Here is a 15,365-nt window from a genome sequence, read left to right on the forward strand (position 1 = left end):
ACCCGGATGAATGCTCGCACGTTGCCTTTCGGTCCGCCCGGCCACGACGGCCTGGACGAAACCATCGACATCGCCATCATCGGCACCGGCTTCGCCGGCCTCGGGATGGCGATCCGCCTGCGTCAGACAGGCGTGACCGACTTCGTCGTCCTCGAGAAGGCCGCGTCGGTCGGCGGCACGTGGCGCGACAATCATTACCCCGGGTGTGCATGCGACGTGCAATCGCACGTCTATTCGTTCTCGTTCGCGCCGAACCCGCGGTGGACGCGCATGTTCGCGCCGCAGCCGGAAATCCGCGCCTATCTGGAGGACTGCGTGCAGCGCTTCGGCGTCGGCCCGCACCTGCGCCTGAACCACGAACTGCAGCGCGCCGAGTACGACGAGGCCGCGCAACGCTGGCGCCTCACGTTCGCGAACGGCAAGCGGCTGTCCGCGCGCGTGCTGGTGTCGGGGATGGGCGGCCTGTCGCGCGCCGCGCTGCCGGCGATTCCCGGCGTCGAGACCTTCAAGGGCCGCGCGTTCCACTCTCAGCAGTGGGATCACGACTATCCGCTCGAAGGCAAGCGCGTCGCGGTGATCGGCACCGGTGCGAGCGCGATCCAGTTCGTGCCGCAGATCGCGCCGCGCGCGAAGGCGCTCGCGCTGTTCCAGCGCACGCCGCCGTGGATCATGCCGAAGCCCGATCGCAACCTGACCGGGTTCGAGAAGTGGCTGTTCCGCACGCTGCCGTTCACGCAGAAGGCCGTGCGCAGCGGCATCTACTGGATGCTCGAATCGCGCGTGCTCGGCTTCGCGATCCATCCGTCGCTGATGAAGAACGTGCAGAAGCTCGCGCTGCGCCACATCCGCAAGCAGATTCCCGATCCGGAGCTGCGCAAGACCGTCACGCCGAACTACACGCTCGGCTGCAAGCGCGTGCTGATCTCGAACGACTACTACCCGGCGCTGTCGCGCAAGAACGTCGACGTGATCACCACCGGCATCGACCACATCGAAGCCGACGCGGTCGTGACGACCGACGGCAAGCGTCATGAAGTCGACTGCCTGATCTACGGCACCGGCTTCCAGGTGGCCGATCCGTATCCGCGCGGCGCGATCATCGGCCGCGGCGGGCTCGACATCGTCGACGCCTGGCGCGACGGCGCGCACGCGTATCTCGGCTCGACGCTGCCCGGCTACCCGAACTTCTTCATGATCGTCGGCCCGAACACGGGCCTCGGCCACAACTCGATGGTGTTCATGATCGAGTCGCAGATCGAATACATCCTCGGTGCACTGCAGGCGATGCGCCGCGAACGGGCGGACGCGATCGAGGTGCGCCCGCTCGTCGAGGCGCAGTTCAACAGCGACCTGCAAGGCAAGCTCAAGAAGGCGATCTGGTCGACGGGCGGCTGCAAGAGCTGGTACCTCGATCCGCGCACCGGCAAGAACACGACGCTGTGGCCCGGCTTCACGTGGCGTTTCCGCCAGGCGACCGCGCACTTCTCGATCGCCGACTACCACGCGTATCGCGCGCCGCAACACGACACCACTGCGCGGCCCGCCGCCGCGCCCGCCGCTTCCGCTTCGACTTCCCCGTCCGCCGAAGCGGCCTGAGCCAGACAAGGAGCCACCGACATGAGAGATTTCGCCAACAAGGTCGCCGCGATCACGGGTGCCGGCTCGGGCATGGGCCGCTCGCTCGCGATCCAGCTCGCGCGGGCCGGCTGCCACGTATCGCTCGCCGACAAGAACGGCGTGGGCCTCGCCGAAACCGAACGGATCGTCCGCGCGATCGCGCCGAACGTGCGCGTGTCGACGCGCGTGCTGGACGTCGGCGACCGCGACGCGATGTTCGCATGGGCCGACGACACCGCGAAGGAGCACGGCAAGGTCAACCTGATCTTCAACAACGCGGGCGTCGCGCTGTCGAGCACGATCGAAGGAATGGAATACAGCGATCTCGAGTGGATCGTGAACATCAACTTCTGGGGCGTCGTGCACGGCACGAAGGCGTTCCTGCCGCACCTGAAGGCCTCGGGCGAAGGCCACGTGATCAACACGTCGAGCATCTTCGGGATCTTCGCGCAGCCGGGCATGAGCGGCTACAACGCGACCAAGTTCGCGGTGCGCGGCTTCACCGAATCGCTGCGCCAGGAACTCGACATGATGAAGTGCGGCGTATCGGCCACCTGCGTGCATCCGGGCGGCATCCGCACGAACATCGCGCAATCGAGCCGCGTCGCGAAGAACATGGTCGGCTTCATCGTCGAGAGCGAACAGCAAGGCAAGGACAGCTTCGAGAAGTTCTTCATCACGACCGCCGACGATGCCGCGCGCACGATCCTCGCCGGCGTGCGCAAGAACAAGCGCCGCGTGCTGATCGGCCGCGACGCGAAGGGCGCGGACTGGATGGCGCGCATCCTGCCCGCCGCGTACCAGGCGCTCGTCGTGCTGGCGACGCGCCGCGAGGCCGCGAAGGCCCGCCGCGCCGCGCGCGGCACGCCGGCGGCCGCACCGCTGCACGCCACCTACAACAATGCAGGCAACCAGGGAGGAGAACAATCATGACCACCCCGAACATGATGCCCGTGCGGCGCGACATCCGTTTCGCGCTGCCCCCCGAACGCGCACGCGACTGGCACGTGCAGGGCGTACCCGTCACGCACTTCATGAACGCGCTGTCGCTGCTGTTTCCGGCCGGCGAACGCTTCTTCATGGATTCGGTGCGCAACTACCGCGACCAGATCGAGGATCCGGAACTGAAGAAGCAGGTGCTCGGCTTCATCGGCCAGGAAGCGATGCACACGCGCGAGCACATCGAATACAACGACCTGCTGCAGGCGTCGGGCCTGCCCGCGCACAAGCTCGACAAGCGCCTGTGGACGATCCTCGGCTGGTTCAAGAAAGTGCTGCCGCATTCGATGCAGCTCGCGATCACGATCGCGCTCGAGCACTACACGGCGATCCTCGCGAACCAGCTGCTGTCCGGCCACGAGCACCGCATCGACGGCTCGGTCGAAGGCTACCAGCAGATGTGGATGTGGCACGCGATGGAGGAAACCGAGCACAAGGCGGTGTCGTACGACGTGTGGCGCACCGTGATGAAGCCGGGCCTCGGCAGCTACCTGCTGCGCACCGGCACGATGCTGACGACCACCGTGTTCTTCTGGGCCATCGTGTTCGACTTCCACGTGCGCCTGATGCGCGCGCACCGTCGCGAGCACGGCAAGTTCGGCGGCATGTGGCGCCTCGTGAAGTACCTGTACAGCCCGAAGCACGGCGTGTTCCCGAGCATCGCACGCGAATGGCTCGACTACTTCCGCCCGGGCTTCCACCCGTGGGACCACGACAACCATCAGTACCTGCAGGAGCTCGACACGCTGCTCGAGAACATCGACGCGACCAACGCGCGCTACGCCGCGCAAGCCGCCCCGCGCCGCGTGCCGCTGCACTCGGTGGCGCAGGCATGACGCCATGGCGCGCGCCCACGAGATGCTGACCGTCCAGTCCGGCGACGTGAAACTCGCCGTCTACGTGAGCGGGTCGCGTCGCGCCCCGCCGCTGATCCTCGTACACGGCTACCCGGATTCGGCGGCCGTGTGGGCGCCGATCCGGGCGCGGCTCGCGAAGCGCTACCGCGTGATCGCGTACGACGTGCGCGGCGCCGGCGCGTCCGATGCGCCGCGCCGCCGGGCCGACTACTCGCTCGAGCGGCTCGCCGCCGACCTGAAGGCGGTGGCCGACGCGACCTGCGGCGGCCGGCCGTTCCATCTCGTCGGCCACGACTGGGGGTCGATCCAGTGCTGGGAGGCCGTGACCGACCCCGCGTTCCGCGGCCGGATCGCGTCGTACACGTCGATCTCGGGCCCGTGTCTCGATCACGTGTTCCGCGCGAAGATGCGGCTCAAGCAGAGCCTGAAGTCGTGGTACATCGCGTTCTTCCACCTGCCGCTCGTGCCGTCGCTGGTGTGGCGGCTCGGCGGCGCGGCACTGTGGCCGCGCTGGCTGCAGCTCACCGAGCGTGTGCGTGCGGAGCGCGATCCCGTGCAACTGAAGAACGCGCTGAACGGGCTGCAGCTGTACCGCGCGAACTTCATCGCACGGGCCCGCAAGCCGCGCGAGCGGTACGCGCAGGCGCCCGTGCAGATCCTGGTGCCGGTGCGCGACCGCTACGTGACGCCCGAGATGTCGGTCGACCTCGACCGCTGGCTCGGCGACCACGTGCGCGAGGAAATCGACGGCACGCACTGGATCGTGCTGCGCCACCCCGACCTGATCGCGTCGCGGATCGACCGCTTCGCGTCCGCGCAGGAGCGGCCGGCACTCACCCCGGTCGCGGCCCGGGTTCAGCGCACTGCGGGCGCCAGCGCCGGGAGGCGTCTGAACAGCGTCTCGTAATCGACGACGAGCCCGTCGTCGTCGATCTCCATCTCGGCCGTGAAGTCGCGGAAGATTCCTTCGTAGCGGTAGCGCCGGCCCGGCTCGAGGCACGCATAGGCCTGCTTGACCGGCGTGACCTTCAGGTCCGGCGTCGAGATGTACGCGACGTCGATCGGCCGCCGCTCGCCGCGCGCGAGGCCGAGGCGGCCGATCGGCAGCGAATTCGTGAACGGCGTCGCCGCGATGTCGATGTCGATGCAACCGTCGAGTTCCGACAGTGCGCGGCCCGAGCCGTCGCGCCAGTGGCCCGCGCCGTCGCCGCGCAATTCGAGCGTGCCGCCGCCCATCACCTTGAGCACCGCATGGGTCACGTGCCAGTGCGCGTCGCACTCGACGCGATACGCGAGCCCGTACGCACGGCCATACCGCTGGCCGACCACCGCGCTTTCGACGACGATCCCGCCGCCGCTCCGGTCGAACGTCAGATGTTCGACCCCGTCGCCTTCGAGCGACGCCCAACGCACTTCGCGCATCTTTCCGCCTCCCGGTATTCCCGATGCGAGGCATCGTCGCACGAATCGCTCAACGAAAGTACCGGCTACCGCGAGGATTCGAGTCCCGAACCGGCCACCCCGCCGAAAGTGCCGACGACGCGGCGTTCGGGCTCGAACCGACCTCCGGATTCACCGTTTCGGGGCATCGGCCACAAATCCTGACTATCCAGAATTCCCTATTCCGGTGCACGGGATTGTGTCCTATGCTCGCGGCTCGTCCTGTTCCGCCGCCATCATGCCTACCGCCCGCCCCGTTTCGCCATCGATCGACCTGCGTATCCTGCTGCGCGGCATCGGGCAGATCGTGCTGCAGGCGAATGCGCTCACCGGCACGCTGCTGCTCGCCGCACTGGCGCTGACCGACCTGCGGCTCGCGAGCGCGGCGCTGGTCGGCTCGGCCGCCGCCAGCATGACGGCGGTGCTGACGGGCGCCGAGCGCCGCGACGTCGAACAGGGGCTGCACGGCTTCAACGGCGCGCTCGCCGCGCTGATCGCCGTGCTGTTCGCACCCCATCAACTTGCCGCCATCGTGCTGGTGCCGCTGGCCTCGATCGGCGCGGCGCTCGTGCAGCACGCGATGCGCGTGCCGCTCGCACGCTGGCGCCAGTGCCCGTATTCGAGCCCGTGCCTCGCCGTCACCGCGCTGTGGTTTCCGTTTGTCGCATTGCAGCAGGCAGGCGGCGTGACGGCCGGCCCGGCGCTGACGTTTTCATCCGCGGCCGACGCGTTGCTCTCGGGCATCGCGCAGACCACTTTCGCGCAAGGCGCATGGGCCGGCGCGCTGATCGTCGTCGGCCTCGCCGCTGCATCGCGCCGCGCGGCCGCATTCGCACTCGGCGGCGCGCTGGTGTCGACCGTGCTGCTGGTCGCGCTCGGCGCGAGCGGCGCATCGTTCGCCGACGGCGTGCTCGGCTTCAACGGCGCGCTCGCCGCGCTTGCGCTGATGCCTCGCGGCCCGCGTGCGGCGCTCGCGGCCGCCGCTCTCGCCGCGCTGATCCAGTGGCTCGCGACGCGCGCCGGCATTCCGGCGTTCACGGCCCCGTTCGCGCTCGCGTCGTGGGTCACGGTGATCGTCGCCCGCCGCTTCACCTTCGGAGAACCCGATGTCGTCATTCGCACACCGTCCTGATGCCGTGAAACCCGGCGGCCCGATCTCGGACGCCGAACGCCGGATGCGCGTCGACCTCGCCGCCGCGTACCGGCTCGTCGCGCTGAACGGCTGGGACGACCTGATCTACACGCACCTGTCCGCGACCGTGCCCGGCGAGCCCGGCCACTTCCTGATCAACCCGTTCGGCCTCACGTTCGACGAAGTCCGCGCGTCGAATCTCGTGAAGATCGACTTGGCCGGCAACCGGATCGGCGACAGCGACCATGCGGTCAACGTGACGGGCTTCGCGCTGCACGCGGCCGTGCATGCCGCACGCGCCGATGCTGTGTGCGTGATGCATCTGCACAATACGGCCGGCATCGCCGTGTCGATCCAGCGCGACGGGCTGCTGCCCGCGTCGCAGCACGCGCTGCGGTTTCATGGCGACCTCGCGTACCACGACTACGAGGCGCTCGCGTTCTCGCCGGCCGAAGGCACGCGGCTGACCGCGAGCCTCGGCGCGAAATCCGCGATGCTGCTGCGCAACCACGGCACGCTGACGGTCGGCCGCACCGTGGCCGAAGCCTATGTGCTGATGGACACGCTGATCAAGGCGTGCGATATCCAGGTGCGCGCGCAGGCCGGCGGCGGGCCGCTCGTGCTGCCCGCACCGGCCATCGCCGACCGAACCGCCGAACAGCTGCGCGACGGCGGCGCGATCGAGGGCGAACTGGAATGGCCGGCGCTGCTGCGCCGGCTCGACCGGATCGATCCGACGTATCGCGACTGACGACGCCGGCTCCCAACGCCTCATTCATCCCAACCAATCGGAGCACTCCGTCATGCCGACTTTCAATATCCAGCTCTTCGAAGGCCGCACCGTCGACCAGAAGCGCGCATTCGTCGAAGCCATCACGCGCGTCACGTGCGAGACACTCGGCTGCGAACCGGGCTCGGTCGACATCATTCTCACCGACGTGAAGAAGGAGAACTGGGCGACCGCCGGCAAGCTGTGGAGCGACGAGCGCTGAGCGTCACAGGCGGCGGCCCTGCGGCGCTGCCCGCCCTGCCCTGACTCACACGCTGCAGCGCCCGCCAAAGGCGCTGCACGCGGCCTCCTCCAGCCGCCCCTCGTTGTGCGCCCGCACATCGCTTTGTCACGCAATCGGCGCATAATGCCGGACAGACGCAGCAGCCGATGGCCACCCGACGAGGAGACCGCCATGGAAGCGAAGAACGAGGAAGTCGTCGCACACCTGCTCTCGGACGTCGTCGAGTTCGCGCGCGGGCGCCTGCCCGAAGCCACGTTCCGGATCGTCGAACCCTTCCTGCGTCACTACTACGATTTCGTCGATGCCGACGATCTGCAAAGCCGCAGCATCGCCGATCTCTACGGCGCCGCGATGGCGCACTGGCAGACCGCCCAGAAATTCGTGCCCGGCAGCGAACGGCTGCGCGTGTACAACCCGATCCTCGAACAGCACGGCTGGCATTCCGATCACACGGTCATCGAGATCGTCAACGACGACATGCCGTTCCTCGTCGATTCGGTGTCGATGGCCGTCAACCGCCTCGGGCTCGCGCTGCATTCGGCGCTGCACCCGGTATTCCGCATCTGGCGCGGCCGCGATGGCGGCATCGAGCGCGTCGACGCGGGCGGCGCGACGCCCGGCGACGGCCAGTCGCAGCTCGCGTCGTTCATCCATTTCGAAGTCGACCGCTGCGGCGATGCCGCGCTGCTCAACACGTTGCGCAACGACATCGCGCACGTACTCGGCGACGTGCGCGCGTCGGTGGAAGACTGGCCGAAGATCGTCGAGATCGCACGCGCGACGATCAAGGAAATGAAGGCGCGCGAATCGACCGCGGAAGACATCGAGGCACGCGCCTTCCTCGAATGGATGGCCGCCGATCACTTCACGTTCCTCGGCCAGCGCGACTACGCGCTGGTATCGGACGGCACGGGCTTCGGGCTGCGCGGCATCGAAGGCACCGGCTTCGGCATCCTGCGCGAATCGCTGCGCACGTCGGGCGCGCCCGACGTCACGCCGCTGCCGCAGGCCGCCGCCGACATCATCACCGGCGCCTGGCCGATCTTCCTGACCAAGGCGAATTCGCGCGCAACCGTGCACCGGCCCGGCTATCTCGACTACGTCGGCGTGAAGCTCGTCGGCCCCGACGGCAAGGTCGCGGGCGAGCGCCGCTTCATCGGGCTCTACACGTCGACCGCGTACATGGTGTCGAGCGCCGAGATCCCGATCGTGCGCCGCAAGTGCGCGAACATCGTGCGGCGCGCGGGCTTCCTGCCGAAGGGGCACCTCGGCAAGTCGCTCGTGACGGTGCTCGAAACCTATCCGCGCGACGAGCTGTTCCAGGCCGACGAAGACCAGCTCTACGACATCGCGCTCGGCATCCTGCGGCTGCAGGAACATCAGCGCACGCGCCTGTTCGTGCGGCGCGACCGCTTCGACCGCTTCGTGTCGTGCCTCGTGTTCGTGCCGCGCGACAAGTACAACACCGACCTGCGCCGGCGCATCGCGAAGCTGCTCGTCGATGCGTACAACGGCGTGAACGTCGAATTCACGCCGCTGCTGTCGGAATCGGCGATCGCGCGCATTCATTTCGTCGTCCACGCGGAACCGGGCACGATGCCCGACGTCGACACGCGCGAGCTCGAAACGCGGCTCGTGCAGGTCACGCGCCGCTGGCAGGACGATCTCGCCGACGCGCTGCTCGACGCCTTCGGCGAAGAGCAAGGCAACCGCCTGCTGCAGCGCTATGCCGATTCGTTCCCGGCCGGCTATCGCGACGACTATCCGGCGCGCACGGCCGTGCGCGACATCGAGCTGATCGAGCGCGTGAAGGATTCGGGGCAGCTCGCGATGAACCTGTACCGGCCGATCGAGGCCGACGCGCGTGCGTTCCGCTTCAAGGTCTATCGCGCGGGCGACCCGATCGCGCTGTCGCGCAGCCTGCCGATGCTCGAGCATCTCGGCGTGCGCGTCGACGAGGAACGGCCGTACCGGATCCAGACGCAGGACGCCGCGCATGCGTGGGTACACGACTTCGGCCTCGAGCTCGCCGACGATACCGAGTTCGACATCGAGCGCGTGAAGGGTCTGTTCGAGGATGCGTTCGACCAGATCTGGAGCGGCCGGATCGAGAACGACGACTTCAACCGCCTCGTGCTGCGCGCCCACCTGAGCGCACGCGAAGTGACGATCCTGCGCGCGTATGCGAAGTACCTGCGTCAAGTCGGCTCGACCTTCAGCGACGCGTATATCGAGCGCGCGCTGACCGGCAACCCGGCGATCGCGCGGCAGCTCGTCGAGCTGTTCCTGCTGCGTTTCGACCCGGCCACCGGCGACACGCGCGACGTGCAGGCCGAGCGGCTACTGAAGGCGATCGAAGGCGCGCTCGACCAGGTGCCGAACCTCGACGAGGACCGCATCCTGCGCCAGTTCCTCGGCGTGATCAACGCGACCGAGCGCACGAACTACTTCCTCGCCGATGCGAACGGCGAACCGAAGCCGTACCTGTCGTTCAAGTTCAATCCGGCGAAGGTGCCGGGCCTGCCCGAACCGAAGCCGATGTTCGAGATCTGGGTGTATTCGCCGCGTGTCGAGGGCGTGCACCTGCGCGGCGGGCGCGTCGCGCGCGGCGGCCTGCGCTGGTCGGATCGCCGCGAGGATTTCCGCACCGAAGTGCTCGGGCTGATGAAGGCGCAGATGGTGAAGAACGTCGTGATCGTGCCGGTCGGCTCGAAAGGCGGCTTCGTCGTGAAGAACCCGCCGCCGCCGAGCGATCGCGAAGCGTGGATGCGCGAAGGCATCGCGTGCTACCAGACCTTCCTGCGCGGCCTGCTCGACCTGACCGACAACCTCGTCGGCAACGCGATCGTGCCGCCGCCCGACGTCGTGCGTCACGATCCGGATGACCCGTACCTGGTCGTCGCCGCCGACAAGGGCACGGCCACCTTCTCCGACTACGCGAACGCGATCTCGCACGAGTACGGCTTCTGGCTCGACGACGCATTCGCGTCCGGCGGCTCGGTCGGCTACGACCACAAGAAGATGGCGATCACCGCGCGCGGCGCGTGGGAGTCGGTGAAGCGGCACTTCCGCGAGATGGGCATCGATACGCAGACGACCGACTTCACGGTGGTCGGCGTCGGCGACATGTCGGGCGACGTGTTCGGCAACGGGATGCTGCTGTCGCCGCATATCCGGCTGGTCGCCGCGTTCGATCACCGGCACGTGTTCCTCGATCCGAACCCCGATCCCGCGACGAGCTTCGCCGAGCGCGCGCGCATGTTCGCACTCGAACGCTCGAGCTGGGCCGACTACGATCCGGCATCGATCTCGTCGGGCGGCGGCGTCTACCCGCGCACCGCGAAGACGATCCCGCTGTCGCCGGCCGTGCAGGCCGCGCTCGGCATCGATGCGCATGCGCTGCCGCCGGCCGAGCTGATCCGCGCGATCCTGCAGGCGCCGGTCGACCTGCTGTACAACGGCGGGATCGGCACCTACGTGAAAGCCGCGCGCGAAACCCACCTGCAGGTCGGCGACCGCGCGAACGACGCGGTGCGCGTGAACGGCGCGGACCTGCGCTGCAAGGTGGTCGGCGAAGGCGGCAACCTCGGCTGCACGCAGTTCGGCCGGATCGAGTTCGCGCAGCGCGGCGGCCGCATCAACACCGATGCGATCGACAACTCGGCGGGCGTCGATTGTTCGGATCACGAAGTCAACATCAAGATCCTGCTCGGGCTCGTCGTGTCCGACGGCGAGATGACCGAGAAGCAGCGCAACGCGCTGCTCGCGGAGATGACCGACGAAGTCGGGCTGCTCGTGCTACGCGACAACTACTACCAGACGCAGGCGCTGTCGATCGCCGGCCGCTACGCGGTCGAGCTGCTCGACGCCGAAGCGCGCCTGATGCGCTGGCTCGAACGCGCGGGCCGCCTGAACCGCGTGATCGAATTCCTGCCGACCGATGACGAAGTCGCCGAACGGCAGGCCGCGAAGCTCGGCCTCACGTCACCGGAACGCGCTGTGCTGCTCGCGTACAGCAAGATGTGGCTGTACGACGCGCTGCTCGAATCCGACGTGCCCGAGGATCCGCTGGTGGCCGCGATGCTCGTCGACTACTTCCCGAAGCCGCTGCAGCAGCGCTTCAGCGAGCCGATGCGCCGCCATCCGCTGCGCCGCGAGATCCTCGCGACGCACCTGACCAACGCGCTCGTGAACCGCGTCGGCTGCGCGTTCGTGCACCGGCTGATGGAGGAGACCGACGCGAAGCCCGGCGACATCGTGCGGGCGTGCATCATGGCGCGCGACGTGTTCGATCTCGATGCGGTGTGGCGTGACATCGACGCGCTCGACAACCGCGTCGCCGACGACGTGCAGGCGCGCATGTTCGTCGACGTCGCAAGGTTGCTGGAGCGCGCGGCGCTGTGGTTCCTGCGGCACCTGCAATCCGGCGCGGTGGCCGATGGTGGCGTCACCGAGCTGATCGCGCGCTGCCGCGACGCGGCGGAGCGGCTCGCGCCGCAACTGCCGTCGCTGCTGCCGGCCGACGATCTCGAGGCATTGTCCGAGCGGCAGCGCGTGCTGGTCGAAGCCGGTGTCGACAGCGCACTTGCGGTGCGCGTCGCGAGCGGCGACATCTCGGCCGCGCTGCTCGACATCGCCGAAGTGGCCGCGACCAGCAACCGCAGCCTCGAACTCGTCGCGGGCGTCTATTTCTCGCTCGGCACGCTGCTCAATTACAGCTGGATCGGCGAACGCGCGGCAACACTGCCGACGCCGACGCACTGGGACATGCTGGCGCGTGCGGCCGCGCTCGCGGAAGTCGCGCGTCTCAAGCGCACGCTGGCGACGAGCGCACTCGCGGAATCGCCGGATTCGACCACGCCGGAGACGATCGTCGGCGCATGGCGCGCGCGCCGCGAAGCCGCGCTCGCGCGTTACGAGCACCTGCTCGCGGATCTGCGCGCATCGGGCGGTGCGAGCCTCGCGGTGCTGCTCGTGGTCGTGCGGGAAATGGCCGTGCTCGAACGGGCGTGATGGTTGCTGTGGTTGCTGTGGTTGCTGTGGTTGCTGTGGTTGCTGTGGTTGCTGTGGTTGCTGTGGTTGCTGTGGTTGCTGTGGTTGCTGTGGTTGCTGTGGTTGCTGTGGTTGCTGTGGTCGCTATGATCGCAACAGCTCAGACCGTCGCGACCAGCAGCTCTTCCGCGTTGTTCGGCGGCCGCAGGCCGTCGGTGCGATCGGCGAAGTAACGGCGCGTCAGTTCGGCGGCCGATACGTGCGCGGTCTCCGCGAAACCGGCCTCACGCGCGAGCGCCTGGATCTGCGCCGGCATGAAGAAGCTGATGAACGGCGTGCCGCTGGCGCGCGCGCCCTTCGCGGCCATTTCCAGCCCGGGGCGCACATCCGGATCCGCCTGCTCCAGCGGCAACAGGAACGTCATCGCGAGCGTCGAGCCCGGCGCGAGCGACGCGACTTCGCGCAACGCGGCCGCATTCGCTTCGTGCGTCAGGTACATGCTGACGCCGGTGGACACCACGACCGCCGGCTTGCCGGCATCGAAGCCCGCGCCGACCAGCGCAGCACGCCACGACTGCTTCGCCTCGAAATCGACCGGCACGAAACGCAGCCAGTCGGGCACGCCGAAACCGAGCTCGACCAGGCGGCGCTGCTTCCAGGCCTGCGGCGCGGGCGGGTCGACTTCGAACACGGTCACGCGCGACGCCATCTCCGGCCGACGCTGCACGAAGCTGTCGAGGCCCGCGCCGAGGATCACGTACTGGCTCACGCCGCGCGCGGCCTGTTCGACGACGAGATCCTCGATGAAGCGCGCCCGCGCGACGATCGACGCGCGGAACGGGCGCGTGAATTGCGGATCCATGTCGCCGCGCTGCTGCCAGCCGGGTTCCGGCGCGAGCAATTGCAGCCCGACTTCATCGGCGAGCACGTGCGGCGGCGCGTCGAGTTCGACGTGCAGTGCGCGCCACAGCGCAACGCGCGCGGCCGTGCTGTCGGGGGCGCTTTCTCGGGGTTCGGTCATGATCGCCTCACGCGCCCTGCTTGCCCGGCGCCTGCAGGCGCCATACGCGGCCGTCCGGATCGCGCACGGTCATGTCGCGCGTGCCCCAGTGGGTATCTTCGAACGGCGTGACGACGTCGACGATCGGCTGCGGCTGCACCGCCTGCTCATCCGCCACCTTGAGCACGACCTGCATGGCCGGCGTCTCGCCCGGCGGCACTTCGGCGATGAACAGAAAGGGGCCGTCGCCGCTGCGCAGCTGCCCAGATTGGTGATCGGTTTCGAACTCCAGCTTGAAGCCCAGCGCCTGGAAGAACTTCGCCGACTTGCCCCAGTTGTGCGTCGTCAGGTACACGGCTTCGATTCGCTCGGATGACATGTCACTCCTCCTTGGTGGACGGCTCCGCACCCGGCGGCGGCGCGGCCAGGTACGCGCGCAATGCGTCGGCCACCAGCGCGGACAGCGATTGCTCCGTTTCGATGGCGCGATGCTTGACCTGCCGGATCAGGCCGAGCGGCAGGTACACGTTGAACTGCTTCACTTCTTCATCGGTCATGGTTGCTAGTATGCTAGCAATCTAGCAAAAGTCAATCGCAGGCGCGACCCGTGGGTGCGGGCCGCCGTTGGCGATCGGTCGTGAATCCGGGTTACGCGGCGGCGCGCGCCGCCAGTCGCACAAACAGCGCGTCGAGATCGAATCCCGTCGTGTCGATGCCGATCGTGTCGCGCAGGCACGCGCCCCAAGCGGCCGCATCGTCGAACGTGACGGTGCGCCCGACGCCGGCCGCGTCGCGGATCGTCAGCGTGGTGTTGCGCAGCGCGGCACGGCCGTCGGGCAGCACGCGGCAGGCGATCAGGTTATGCAGGAAGATCGATTCGGGGTACGTCGACGTGAACCAGTTCGCGGCGTCGTAATCGATCCACTCGACCCGCTTCGGCTGGAAGCGATAGGTGGTCTGCCAGCCGTCGGGCGTCTCGATCTGCATGTCGAATTCACCGTCGACCGGCGCGGCGACGACGCGGAACGCGCCGTGCGGCGTCAGCTGCCGCTCGTCCGGCACGAAACGCAGCGGCGCGGTGAGCGTCGCGCTGCCGAAGCCGATGTCGGCGAACCAGGCCGCGCCGTCGAGATCGATGCGCAGCAGCATGTGCGTATGCGCGGTGGCGACTTCCGGCGGCAGCATCCAGCGCACGCGGGCGATCATCGGCGTCACGCGAAAGCCGATCGCCGTGAGCGCGGTGTAGAACAGCTTGTTGAGTTCGAAGCAGTAGCCGCCACGGCGATGCGCGAGCACCTTGTCGACGATCGACGGCAGGTCGAGCGCGACGGGGGCGCCGGTCAGCGGATTGAGGTTTTCGAACGGAATCGCCTGCGGGTGCAGCAGATGCAGCCGGCGCAGCACGTCGAGCGTCGGCTCGACCGGGCCGTCGTAGCCGATGCGGGAGAAATAGCGCGAGAGGTCAAACGAGTCTGTCATGAACCTGCACCGAAAAAAGGGACACGCCACGATAGCATCGTGCGCAATCCCCATGTTGGGCGGGGTCATCTTCGTGTCGCGCGCGATGCCGGCACCGCATCGCGCACGGCCCCGCGCAACGTTACGGCAGCAGCTTCAGCGCGGACGATGCGACCGACGGCACCGAAATGCCCTGGCTCGTCGCGAACTGCACGGCCTGGCTGAGCGTCGTCGCGAGCGACTGCAACTGGCCCGGCGCGCTTTGCGCGATATACGACGCAGCCTGCATGTTCTGCGGATTCAGGCCCGACTGCAACAGCGACGCCGCGCTCGTCGAACCGAGATTGCCGAGCCCCGACTGCAGTTGCGAATACTGCGTGAGCCCCTGCCCGAGCGACGCGAGGCCGTTGCTGAATGCCTGCTTGTCGATCGGGCCGTGCGTCGCACCGCCGCTCGCGAAGGCCTGGCCGAGCGCCTGCGATACCGATTGCTGCGCGCCGCCCATCTGCGACAGCGCGGCCGGCGTCAGCGCATTGCCGCCGGCGAGCTGGCTCGCGGCCTGCTGCGCCTGCCCGGCAGCACCGGTCAGCCCCATCGCCGATGCGAGCGACGACTGGCCGGTCAGCACCTGCTGGTTCGCACCGACATAGGCCTGCAGCAATTGCGCGACGCCGCCCTGCGTGGGCGCCGCCTGCTGCTGCCCGCCGCCGAGCAGCGACGCGCCGATCGACTGCAGGTCGAGCTGCGCGTGCGCGGTGCCGCTTGCGAGAATGCCGAACGCAATGCCTGCCGAGGCCAGGTGCCGGCCCGTCGCGCGAATCTGCTTCATGTGTTGTCCTCGTGCCCGAATGGTTGAG

14 protein-coding genes are annotated in these 15,365 nt (G+C 68.3%); 8 read left to right on the forward strand and 6 right to left on the reverse strand.

What is annotated here, in order from left to right; all coding sequences use genetic code 11:
* Nucleotides 1-6: 6 nt before the first annotated feature.
* From LGM89_RS01940 to LGM89_RS01955, 4 genes are read left to right on the forward strand one after another with little or no spacing between them, the layout of a single operon-like run.
* Nucleotides 7-1,596, forward strand: a complete 1,590-nt coding sequence (locus LGM89_RS01940) for a flavin-containing monooxygenase (protein WP_226272127.1) — start codon at nucleotides 7-9, stop codon at nucleotides 1,594-1,596.
* Between the two features lie 21 nt (nucleotides 1,597-1,617).
* On the forward strand, nucleotides 1,618-2,550 hold the full coding sequence (locus tag LGM89_RS01945; RefSeq protein ID WP_226272128.1) for an SDR family NAD(P)-dependent oxidoreductase: 933 nt from the start codon (nucleotides 1,618-1,620) through the stop codon (nucleotides 2,548-2,550).
* On the forward strand, nucleotides 2,547-3,452 hold the full coding sequence (locus LGM89_RS01950) for a metal-dependent hydrolase (RefSeq protein ID WP_039344147.1): 906 nt from the start codon (nucleotides 2,547-2,549) through the stop codon (nucleotides 3,450-3,452). The genes LGM89_RS01945 and LGM89_RS01950 overlap by 4 nt, the downstream gene beginning before the upstream one ends.
* A 4-nt stretch (nucleotides 3,453-3,456) precedes the next feature.
* Nucleotides 3,457-4,380, forward strand: coding sequence for an alpha/beta fold hydrolase (locus tag LGM89_RS01955; RefSeq protein ID WP_089496663.1), 924 nt, complete (start codon nucleotides 3,457-3,459; stop codon nucleotides 4,378-4,380).
* On the opposite strand, the gene LGM89_RS01960 is transcribed toward LGM89_RS01955, so the two are convergent.
* Nucleotides 4,329-4,895, reverse strand: coding sequence for a putative glycolipid-binding domain-containing protein (locus tag LGM89_RS01960; RefSeq protein WP_089496662.1), 567 nt, complete (start codon nucleotides 4,893-4,895; stop codon nucleotides 4,329-4,331). The genes LGM89_RS01955 and LGM89_RS01960 overlap by 52 nt on opposite strands.
* A gap of 256 nt (nucleotides 4,896-5,151) precedes the next feature.
* On the opposite strand from LGM89_RS01960, the gene LGM89_RS01965 reads away from it, so the two are divergent.
* The 4 genes from LGM89_RS01965 to LGM89_RS01980 all read left to right on the forward strand — a co-directional run bounded on the left by LGM89_RS01965 (nucleotide 5,152) and on the right by LGM89_RS01980 (nucleotide 12,071).
* Nucleotides 5,152-6,045, forward strand: a complete 894-nt coding sequence (locus LGM89_RS01965; RefSeq protein ID WP_226272129.1) for an urea transporter — start codon at nucleotides 5,152-5,154, stop codon at nucleotides 6,043-6,045.
* Nucleotides 6,020-6,796 (forward strand): class II aldolase/adducin family protein, encoded by a 777-nt coding sequence (locus LGM89_RS01970; protein ID WP_226272130.1) that lies wholly within the window; start codon nucleotides 6,020-6,022, stop codon nucleotides 6,794-6,796. Before LGM89_RS01965 ends, LGM89_RS01970 begins: the two co-directional genes overlap by 26 nt.
* Before the next feature lie 52 nt (nucleotides 6,797-6,848).
* Nucleotides 6,849-7,037, forward strand: a complete 189-nt coding sequence (locus LGM89_RS01975) for a 4-oxalocrotonate tautomerase (RefSeq protein ID WP_039344138.1) — start codon at nucleotides 6,849-6,851, stop codon at nucleotides 7,035-7,037.
* A gap of 192 nt (nucleotides 7,038-7,229) precedes the next feature.
* Nucleotides 7,230-12,071: an NAD-glutamate dehydrogenase gene (locus LGM89_RS01980; RefSeq protein ID WP_226272131.1), complete on the forward strand. Its 4,842-nt coding sequence runs from the start codon at nucleotides 7,230-7,232 to the stop codon at nucleotides 12,069-12,071.
* Between the two features lie 139 nt (nucleotides 12,072-12,210).
* Here the strand turns inward: LGM89_RS01980 and LGM89_RS01985 are convergent, their stop codons facing one another.
* The 5 genes from LGM89_RS01985 to LGM89_RS02005 form a co-directional block, all read right to left on the reverse strand.
* The gene (locus tag LGM89_RS01985) at nucleotides 12,211-13,071 is read right to left on the reverse strand and encodes a class I SAM-dependent methyltransferase (protein ID WP_226272132.1); all 861 of its coding nucleotides are present in this window, start codon (nucleotides 13,069-13,071) and stop codon (nucleotides 12,211-12,213) included.
* 7 nt (nucleotides 13,072-13,078) lie between these two features.
* Nucleotides 13,079-13,429 carry a VOC family protein gene (locus tag LGM89_RS01990; RefSeq protein ID WP_089496656.1) on the reverse strand — a complete coding sequence of 117 codons (351 nt, stop codon included), beginning with the start codon at nucleotides 13,427-13,429 and terminating at the stop codon, nucleotides 13,079-13,081.
* Nucleotide 13,430: 1 nt separating this feature from the next.
* On the reverse strand, nucleotides 13,431-13,607 hold the full coding sequence (locus tag LGM89_RS01995) for a ribbon-helix-helix protein, CopG family (protein ID WP_176050107.1): 177 nt from the start codon (nucleotides 13,605-13,607) through the stop codon (nucleotides 13,431-13,433).
* 91 nt (nucleotides 13,608-13,698) lie between these two features.
* On the reverse strand, nucleotides 13,699-14,529 hold the full coding sequence (locus LGM89_RS02000) for an arylamine N-acetyltransferase family protein (protein ID WP_226272133.1): 831 nt from the start codon (nucleotides 14,527-14,529) through the stop codon (nucleotides 13,699-13,701).
* A 121-nt stretch (nucleotides 14,530-14,650) separates the two neighbouring features.
* The gene (locus tag LGM89_RS02005; RefSeq protein ID WP_089496653.1) at nucleotides 14,651-15,337 is read right to left on the reverse strand and encodes a hypothetical protein; all 687 of its coding nucleotides are present in this window, start codon (nucleotides 15,335-15,337) and stop codon (nucleotides 14,651-14,653) included.
* Nucleotides 15,338-15,365 lie beyond the last annotated feature (28 nt).

The sequence above is a fragment of the Burkholderia sp. AU31624 genome, assembly GCF_020420065.1.
Lineage (GTDB): Bacteria > Pseudomonadota > Gammaproteobacteria > Burkholderiales > Burkholderiaceae > Burkholderia.

Coding starts and splice junctions, on each gene's coding strand:
- LGM89_RS01965 (WP_226272129.1), top strand. CDS start 5,152: ATGCCTACCGCCCGCCCCGTTTCGCCATCGATCGACCTGCGTATCCTG.
- LGM89_RS01970 (WP_226272130.1), top strand. CDS start 6,020: ATGTCGTCATTCGCACACCGTCCTGATGCCGTGAAACCCGGCGGCCCG.
- LGM89_RS01975 (WP_039344138.1), top strand. CDS start 6,849: ATGCCGACTTTCAATATCCAGCTCTTCGAAGGCCGCACCGTCGACCAG.
- LGM89_RS02005 (WP_089496653.1), bottom strand. CDS start 15,337: ATGAAGCAGATTCGCGCGACGGGCCGGCACCTGGCCTCGGCAGGCATT.
- LGM89_RS02000 (WP_226272133.1), bottom strand. CDS start 14,529: ATGACAGACTCGTTTGACCTCTCGCGCTATTTCTCCCGCATCGGCTAC.
- LGM89_RS01955 (WP_089496663.1), top strand. CDS start 3,457: ATGGCGCGCGCCCACGAGATGCTGACCGTCCAGTCCGGCGACGTGAAA.
- LGM89_RS01990 (WP_089496656.1), bottom strand. CDS start 13,429: ATGTCATCCGAGCGAATCGAAGCCGTGTACCTGACGACGCACAACTGG.
- LGM89_RS01960 (WP_089496662.1), bottom strand. CDS start 4,895: ATGCGCGAAGTGCGTTGGGCGTCGCTCGAAGGCGACGGGGTCGAACAT.
- LGM89_RS01980 (WP_226272131.1), top strand. CDS start 7,230: ATGGAAGCGAAGAACGAGGAAGTCGTCGCACACCTGCTCTCGGACGTC.
- LGM89_RS01995 (WP_176050107.1), bottom strand. CDS start 13,607: ATGACCGATGAAGAAGTGAAGCAGTTCAACGTGTACCTGCCGCTCGGC.
- LGM89_RS01950 (WP_039344147.1), top strand. CDS start 2,547: ATGACCACCCCGAACATGATGCCCGTGCGGCGCGACATCCGTTTCGCG.
- LGM89_RS01985 (WP_226272132.1), bottom strand. CDS start 13,071: ATGACCGAACCCCGAGAAAGCGCCCCCGACAGCACGGCCGCGCGCGTT.
- LGM89_RS01940 (WP_226272127.1), top strand. CDS start 7: ATGAATGCTCGCACGTTGCCTTTCGGTCCGCCCGGCCACGACGGCCTG.
- LGM89_RS01945 (WP_226272128.1), top strand. CDS start 1,618: ATGAGAGATTTCGCCAACAAGGTCGCCGCGATCACGGGTGCCGGCTCG.